This window comes from Neobacillus sp. (genome assembly GCF_031988165.1).
Taxonomy (GTDB): domain Bacteria; phylum Bacillota; class Bacilli; order Bacillales; family Cytobacillaceae; genus Neobacillus; species Neobacillus rhizosphaerae.
Genome location: NZ_DALZYO010000054.1, coordinates 19,707 through 27,557, shown reverse-complemented (window position 1 = coordinate 27,557; position 7,851 = coordinate 19,707). Strand labels below are relative to the sequence as shown.

The 7,851-nt window shown below is 36.4% G+C and carries 8 protein-coding genes; all 8 read right to left on the bottom strand.

Annotation, left to right across the window (positions count from 1 at the left end; translation table 11 throughout):
- Positions 1-82: 82 nt before the first annotated feature.
- The 8 genes from RTR43_RS23255 to dinG all read right to left on the bottom strand — a co-directional run bounded on the left by RTR43_RS23255 (position 83) and on the right by dinG (position 7,699).
- A complete protein-coding gene (locus RTR43_RS23255; RefSeq protein WP_312475833.1) occupies positions 83-445 on the bottom strand; it encodes a YpoC family protein in 363 nt (120 codons plus the stop codon).
- The gene (gene nth / locus RTR43_RS23250; protein ID WP_248736047.1) at positions 438-1,100 is read right to left on the bottom strand and encodes an endonuclease III; all 663 of its coding nucleotides are present in this window, start codon (positions 1,098-1,100) and stop codon (positions 438-440) included. The genes RTR43_RS23255 and nth overlap by 8 nt, the downstream gene beginning before the upstream one ends.
- Before the next feature lie 57 nt (positions 1,101-1,157).
- The gene (locus RTR43_RS23245) at positions 1,158-1,856 is read right to left on the bottom strand and encodes a DnaD domain-containing protein (RefSeq protein WP_312475829.1); all 699 of its coding nucleotides are present in this window, start codon (positions 1,854-1,856) and stop codon (positions 1,158-1,160) included.
- A 126-nt stretch (positions 1,857-1,982) separates the two neighbouring features.
- Positions 1,983-3,176, bottom strand: a complete 1,194-nt coding sequence (locus RTR43_RS23240) for a pyridoxal phosphate-dependent aminotransferase (protein ID WP_312475826.1) — start codon at positions 3,174-3,176, stop codon at positions 1,983-1,985.
- Between the two features lie 26 nt (positions 3,177-3,202).
- On the bottom strand, positions 3,203-3,676 hold the full coding sequence (locus tag RTR43_RS23235) for a cell wall elongation regulator TseB-like domain-containing protein (RefSeq protein WP_312475823.1): 474 nt from the start codon (positions 3,674-3,676) through the stop codon (positions 3,203-3,205).
- Between the two features lie 14 nt (positions 3,677-3,690).
- Complete coding sequence (locus RTR43_RS23230) at positions 3,691-3,861, bottom strand: YpmA family protein (RefSeq protein WP_248736043.1); 171 nt, start codon at positions 3,859-3,861, stop codon at positions 3,691-3,693.
- A gap of 132 nt (positions 3,862-3,993) precedes the next feature.
- Positions 3,994-4,845 (bottom strand): ComEC/Rec2 family competence protein, encoded by an 852-nt coding sequence (locus RTR43_RS23225; protein WP_312475820.1) that lies wholly within the window; start codon positions 4,843-4,845, stop codon positions 3,994-3,996.
- Positions 4,846-4,897: 52 nt separating this feature from the next.
- On the bottom strand, positions 4,898-7,699 hold the full coding sequence (gene dinG / locus RTR43_RS23220; protein ID WP_312475817.1) for an ATP-dependent DNA helicase DinG: 2,802 nt from the start codon (positions 7,697-7,699) through the stop codon (positions 4,898-4,900).
- Positions 7,700-7,851 lie beyond the last annotated feature (152 nt).

Below are 7,851 nucleotides of genomic sequence, written 5' to 3'. Positions count from 1 at the left end.
GGAAGCACTCTAGTCGCTAGGGCGCTGGAGCTGGACAATTCTCAAAGTCGAAAATATTATACTTATCTTTTAAAAAAATCGTCTAGGCTTTTGGCTTAGACGATTTTTTTATGATATTATTCTTTACAAACAGTTTTTCTTGCTCAACCATCAGTTCTGAAAGCTGTCGGAATGAATGAAATAAACTTGGTCGCGACTTAATAAAGGCAAATCTTTCTTCAATATTAACAGGCTTTAAATCAAATTGAATAAACGGAATAGGTCTATCAAGTTGTAAGGCTTTTCCGTTTGAGAAATATAAAAATTGAACGAATAAACCAATTCCATGCTGCATCAATTCTCTTGTGTTTTCATGATTACGTTCATGAAATAATTCCTCAAGCCGCGCTTTGACCCCGCTCCATTCCTGTAAGATGCTTGATACTTCAATCATTTGATTAGCCATTGACCTCGGCCTTCCCTTTCATTCGTTTTTTTCCTTCACGACATAGCTCTAATAAAGGGCAGCTTGGGCACTGAGGATTTTGAGCCTTACAATGATACCTTCCGAAAAAAATTAACCGATGATGGGTCACAGACCATTCCACTTTTGGAATTTTCCTCATCAGTGTCTTTTCTACCTCCAGTACAGAATCCTTCCAGCGACAAATCCCAAGGCGCTTACTCACCCTTTCCACGTGGGTATCCACAGCAATGGCTGGAATGTTAAAGGCAACCGAAACGACTACATTTGCTGTTTTCCTGCCCACACCTGGAAGCTTGGTCAATTCATCCCGGTCCATGGGGATTTCCCCACCATATTCATTTAGAACCTTCCAGCACAGGCTTTGAATGTTTTTAGCTTTATTTCGATAAAGTCCTATTGAACGAATATCATTTTGCAATTCATCTAGTGAAACTTGCAAATAATCTTCAGGTGTTTTGTATTTTTCAAACAATTTTTTTGTGACTTTATTGACGAGAGCATCGGTGCATTGTGCAGATAAAGAAACAGCAACGATAAGTTCAAATGGATTTGCATGATTTAATTCACAATGGGCTTCCGGAAACATTTCACCCATTTGATCTAAACAATAACGGATTTGTGTATTATTAAGCAAACTATCACCCACTATAAAAAGAATAAAAACGAGAGAAGCTTCCCTCGTTAGACATAATTATTGCTCGAGCCAATTATAAAAAGGCACTGAAGTTTGATGAGACTCATCTCTAGGAGGCACTTTTTGTGTTTGCTTTTGACGAAATTTCCGCCCATGGATTTTCGCTTGTTCAATTGTCTTAATTCCATTTTTCTTCCACTCAAAGAGAATCCGATCTATATAGCGAAAATTTAATTTACCTGACATCACAGCCTCTCTTAGCGCTGCTTTGATAATAACAGGGTCATGGTGATCATCGTCCATCCACATTCCCAGGGATTCACATTCAAATGGCGATAGCGGGCGTCCAAATTCCTTTTCAAAGCAAGTGTATACATCAGTTTCTTCGCCTTTCTTTTCAGTCTCCTTATTATTTTTATTATTTTTGAAAAATTGCTCAACGAGTCTTTCCCATAATGGTTTCACAGAATACTTCTCGAAGCGAATACCCTCATGCGAATATTCATCAATAATTTCAATGAATCCTCTTTGAATCAGCCTTCTAAGCATATCGTTACACTCCGAAATGGAAATAGTCATCCGTGCTGAAAGCTCGTCAGGAGTAGGAAATTCGTTCCCACTTTCTATAAAGGTAAGAATATTTAATAAAAGCACAAGTTCAACTTCGCTTAAATTAAGATTACGGTATTCTGAAAATAATAAAGTAGGAACGGTTATATTTCCTTCTTGGATCCAAGCTAATAAATTCGATTTCATCTTTAGGACACCTCCAAATAAGTATACCATGAACAAACAATCTGAGTAAGAGTATAGGGCATCCATCATTGGTAAGGAAAGCAAAAAGCCTGCAAATGCAGACTTTTGCTGTTTCACTATTGAAGATTATATCTTAATTTTGGTAGCAATAAACTGGTTTATTCTGGAAACCGCAGATTCTAATTGCTCTAATGAAGTCGCATAGGATAGACGAATATTATCAGGTGTTCCAAAGCCTGAACCAGGGATGACTGCTACTTTGGCTTCAACAAGTAAGGCCTCAACAAAGTCATCGACATTATTAAAGCCAGTCATTTCGGCAGCATTCCTAACATTTGGATACAGATAAAAAGCACCTTGTGGCTTAACACAAGTAAAGCCAGGTATCGCCACTAATTTATCGTAAATAATTTCTAGTCTCTTTTCAAATGCCTGACGCATTTCTTCAACGGGCTCTTGAGGGCCATTGTAGGCAGCGATTGCAGCATATTGAGCGGTCGTTGTAGGATTGGATGTACTATGACTAGCCAGGTTTGTCATCGCTTCAATCACCTGTTTATTCCCTGCAGCATATCCAATTCTCCAACCAGTCATGGAATGGGACTTGGAGACACCATTAATGATAATCGTTTGCTCCTTCAGCTCTTGAGAAAGTTGGGCGATAGAAATATGAATAGCCCCTCCGTAAATAAGCTTTTCATAAATCTCATCAGAAACGATTAGAATGTTTTTCTCAAGACAAATTTTGCCCAGCTCCATTAGTTCTTCCGCTGTATACAAAACACCTGTTGGATTACTCGGAGAATTAATAATAACCGCTTTTGTCTTATTCGTAATCGCCTTAACCAATTGTTCAGGCGTTATCTTAAAATGATTTTGTTCAAGCCCATCAATATAAACAGGTACACCACCTGCCAATTTCACTTGTTCGGGGTAGCTAACCCAATATGGAGCAGGAATAATAACTTCATCACCATCGTTTAAAAGCACCTGAAACAAGGTATAAAGAGCGTGTTTAGCCCCATTTCCGACAATAATTTCATTCGGCTTATAGCTAAGTCCTTGATCCAATTCAAACTTGTTGATTATTGCCTTTTTCAAGGCAGGCAATCCAGCCGAAGGAGTGTACTTTGTATGCCCCTCTTTCATTGATAAAAAAGCTGCATCTAAAATATGTTTAGGTGTATTAAAATCTGGCTCTCCTGCTCCTAAACCGATGACATCTTCCCCTTGTTCTTTTAATTCCTTCGCTTTAGCCGTTATGGCTAATGTTGATGAAGGGGTTAAAGCCAATACCCTATTTGCCAATTCTACTTCCATACCGCTTCCTCCAATCTCTAGTGAAGCTATAGATTCTCAATTTTTTTCCACAACTCACCAGTTTCAAAGACAATATAATAATAATTTATTAAGTTATTTTCAGAACGGTAATAAATTTCCCATAATGGAATATTTTTTTCCATTCCGAGTCGGACTGAAATAATCTTTTTTGGTTTTTTTTCTTGTAATAGTTTTTGAATAGCTTCCTCTTTCGATAGACCATCCTTCGCTTTTCTAACAATTATTTTCTTGCTCTTTTCGGGTATCCAGACAATGATTTTTTCACCTTTTTTATTTAATCCCTCAATGACGTTAACTGTCTCTAAACCATTATAAATATGAAAATCCTGGACTTTGTTCAATTGGGTTTTATTCTTTACAAGTGTGACAGCTTTTTTTTCTGCAGCATTTACCGGTTTTACTGCGGATAAATATACTTTAATCGAAATTCCGAGAACGACAAGGATGAATAACACAATAATAATAATCCACTTTTTCATTTTCATTCACTTCTTTATGTACGATATATGGTAAAAATCGCTTTATTTTGATTCTCTTTATCTAAAGCTAGTCCAAACATAAGGTCTTTTTCTTTTAAGGTTCGATTTAGGGCATCAACAACTTTATATAAATCCGGACTGTACTGGATTTTTACAGTTGATAATACTTCAATTTTACTCTCCATCCATATTTCTCCTTTTTATCTAATAAACATGATTTTGATAGAATCTTCACAATTTATTATAACAGGTAAAAGCCTTTCACGTACTGTGAATCCCATCTAATTTAAATGATTTTTTATTAAATTGTTCAGCAGTTATTCTTCCTTCACTAGTGGAATGGAAATGACTTCATAATTTGTTTCTGTAAACTTTATCGTTACGGTACTGTTTTTATTTGTAAAATAAACTTCAGACCATGTAACGAGCAAATCATGAAGGATGTCCCGATCTAGCTTTTGCTTCTCCGCCGCAAAAAGAATGGCTATTTGCGGATTAAGGAATTCAATCAATTTACCTGATAAAGAGTCTTCCTTGGCAGAATTAGGTAACTTGAATATATTGACATCCTTTAGATTTTTCCTAAGGAGGATTCGCTCCGCTTGCTGACTAAAAGACGTCATCAAAAAAATATTGTGATTAAAAAATTGCAGTTTCAAATCCATACCTTCGTTTTGTTCATGTCCAACAAATTGGACCTCAGAAATTAACTGCGGGAGAATTTCCTTTTTTGTCCCCATTTTCCAAGAAACGACGGAAATTCGATTTGTTTGCTCCAATTTTTTTGTAAGCTGTTGTGAGAACTCTGGTGTCGTGATAATTTCTTTAATATTATATTTTGAAATAAGCTCATTGATTTTCATAAAAGATAATTCCTGAGGGCTGTTTGTCAGGATTAACGCTGCGATCTCTTTTACACCAAAAAGATATAGCCAACCTTCTAATTCTGCTTTTGTACCTTTTCCACCGGCATTTACCAAGATATTTTTACCATTTGGGCCTTGAACAAGGATGGATTCACCTGTAGACAAGCCCAAAAAAGATACTGCTGCCTCATCAACTGATAATTTTAAATCAATGTTTTCAACCTTGCTAGAAATATATGGTTCAGCCTTTACTGAAAAGGTACTTGAAATAAATATGGACAATAGAAATAGCAATATTCTCATGCACATTCCTCCCAAGAACGTACTTATAGGATGCTTCAATTTCCATATATTATCATAACCAAGAATGAATGAGGTCAACCAATTCATCAATTCTTCCTTTTTTTACAGGGATAGGTGGAATTGATTTTAAAAACGCCTTTCCGTATTTAGTAGTGACAATTCTTCTATCAAACACAATCATGATTCCACGATCGGTTTCTGTACGAATCAAACGACCAAATCCTTGCTTAAAGCGAAGAATGGCTTCAGGCAGGGAGTATTCAGAAAATGCATTTCCACCCTGCTGCATAATTAACTGGCATTTCGCCTCCGTCAGTGGCTCCTCAGGCGGACTAAACGGAAGCCTTACGATAACAAGACATGATAAATCCTCACCCGGGATATCTACTCCTTCCCAGAAACTGCTTGTCCCAAGCAATATCGCCTTATCATAGCGCTGAAAATTTCTTGTTAATCTTGTGCGGCTTCCGCTTGTAATTCCTTGGGCAATTAGGACATATTCATTTAAAAAACCACTTTCTTTAATCAGTTCATATGTTTTCTTTAACATGTCATAGGCTGTAAAAAGCAGCAGCATTCTTCCTTTTGTCGCTTCAGCAATTGTGATAATATGCTCGGTTATAGCAATAACATATTCATCCAAGGTAACCGTGTTTATTTCCGGCAAGTCTTCTGGAATGAAAAGCTGAACCTGATTTTTATATTCAAATGGAGAAGAAATCGTCTGTTGAACGGTTGTATCAGCATCAAGTCCAATTTCCTTCATGATATAGTGGAAAGAATGATTAACTGTTAATGTGGCAGACGTGATGACAACAGCTTTTTTCATTTGAAAAAATTGTTCCTTAAGCTGATCAGCCACAAAAGCAGGCTGTGCCAAAATGGTTGTTACGTTTTGTGGTGCACGGATATCCATTTCAATCCATTTTACTTGTTTCGTTTCTTTTATAAAGCAGCTAATAACCGTATTCCTGAGCTCACCAAGATCATTTACAAATAAATGAATTTCTTCGATTATTTTTTCCTGAGCAATTGTTAACGGTTTTTTTTCTTTTTTTATCCATTCGAGACGGTGGTTGATGGCTGAATATAAATCCTTGAGTAAAAAGGCAAACCTTTCCGCACTATGGACAAGGGCGTTTCTTTCTTTCCCACTATCTGAATGAATAAACCGTACTTTTACTCGGTTAAACCCTTTTTTGTTTGTGAACTTCATTTTGGCAAATAGGGCAATTAATTTAAATAATTCATCCATTTCATACATAATGTCAAGGACCATTTGATTCATTTCAATCGTTTGAAGCTGTTTACCTTCTTGAACTGGTATTGAAGCAAGCAGCCGCTCCATTTCATAAAAAAGCTGTTTTTGTTCATATTGACCAAATTGATTTATCAACAATCTGGTTGTTAAATAATCCAAAGAATGTCCAAAAAACTGGCTGGCTACTTTTTCAAGGTGATGACCTTCATCAAGAATGACATAATCAAATGAGGGCAAAATAGAGCCTTCTCCCTTAATATCACTTAATAATAAAGAATGATTGGTAATAACAATCTCAGCAGCCTGGGCTTTCATTTTTGCTTTTAGATAAAAATCTCTTTCCTGCCACTCTTGATCTTGCAAAAAAACGGTTGGTTCATTTTTGACTTTATTCCAATAAATAAGGCCTCCGCTGGAGAGATTCAATTCATCCTTATCCCCGGTTTCTGTTTCAGTCAACCAGACGAGAATTTGCATTTTAGTTAAGGTAGTATCATAATTATCGTTTTCATCCATCAATGTCAATAAGAACTTTTCTAAACTTAAGTAATGGCTTCTTCCCTTAAGAAGTACCGAGTTTATTTTAAAGGGGAGAATTTTCTCCAACAGTGGAATTTCTTTTTTTAGTAGTTGTTCTTGCAGTTGAATGGTATGGGTACTGACGATAACCTTTAGCCTATTTTGTTTTGCAAAAAAGGCAATTGGCAACAAATATCCGAGCGATTTCCCTACACCAGTCCCTGCTTCGATAAGTGTATGCTTGTTATTTTGAAAAGATTGGTAGACAATATCCATCATTTTAAATTGTCCTGATCTTTTCTCAAAAGACTGGAAGCCTTGTTTGACGATTTCAACCTTTTCTTCTTCACTCAAAGGGTATTTTATATTTACATCGACTACGTTCTCGTTCTCTGCCACAGGGATTTTCTTTAATGCTACTTTCTTATAAATTTCGATATGGTCAGGCAATTCCTCCCGCTTCCTATCCTTTTCAGCTACTATTTCGTCCAGCAACTGCTCAAGATCACTTTTTAGCCCTCCTGAAAGCTGGGTAAGCTGTTTTATAGTTAGGAGTGGCAAGGAAGACAATCGTTTTAACAAGATAAGAAATAATTCTGCAGTAACCTGGGCATCACTATCGGCCTGATGTGGGCGATCATGTTTCAGGTTCTCTTTTTCTGCTAAATCAGAAAGTTTATAGCCATCAGCTGTAGGATAGAGGATTCTTGCCAATTCTACTGTATCAAGTACTGGTCCATAGAAACCTTCTAATCCAGCCTGGATCAATTCTTCTTGCAGAAATGATAAATCAAATAAAACATTGTGAGCGACAAAATAGGCCCCATCTAACAAATCGATGACCTTTGCTGTTATTTCAGCAAACACTGGTGCATCCTTGACCATTTCATCATTTATTCCAGTCAATTCTTCTATAAAAGCCGGAATAGATTTTTGTGGATTAATTAGTGCCGAAAATTTCTCTGTGATAACTCCATTTTCAATAACCACAGCTGCAAATTGTATAATTTTATCGCCCTTTTTTGGTACATTTCCAGTTGTTTCTAAATCAATTACAACAAATTTATTTGACATTCCATTAACACCCCGAAACTTCGTTCATTAAACGGTATCACAAAAAGGGAAAAAAGAAAACATTCCTACTCGAATATAACCATAATATCGTTACTATTTTACAAACATTTTTTGAAAGTTCCTTAAAAAAGAAAAATCCCCGAAAATCGGGG

Coding starts and splice junctions, on each gene's coding strand:
- RTR43_RS23255 (WP_312475833.1), bottom strand. CDS start 445: ATGGCTAATCAAATGATTGAAGTATCAAGCATCTTACAGGAATGGAGC.
- RTR43_RS23245 (WP_312475829.1), bottom strand. CDS start 1,856: ATGAAATCGAATTTATTAGCTTGGATCCAAGAAGGAAATATAACCGTT.
- RTR43_RS23240 (WP_312475826.1), bottom strand. CDS start 3,176: ATGGAAGTAGAATTGGCAAATAGGGTATTGGCTTTAACCCCTTCATCA.
- RTR43_RS23235 (WP_312475823.1), bottom strand. CDS start 3,676: ATGAAAAAGTGGATTATTATTATTGTGTTATTCATCCTTGTCGTTCTC.
- RTR43_RS23230 (WP_248736043.1), bottom strand. CDS start 3,861: ATGGAGAGTAAAATTGAAGTATTATCAACTGTAAAAATCCAGTACAGT.
- RTR43_RS23225 (WP_312475820.1), bottom strand. CDS start 4,845: ATGAGAATATTGCTATTTCTATTGTCCATATTTATTTCAAGTACCTTT.
- dinG (WP_312475817.1), bottom strand. CDS start 7,699: ATGTCAAATAAATTTGTTGTAATTGATTTAGAAACAACTGGAAATGTA.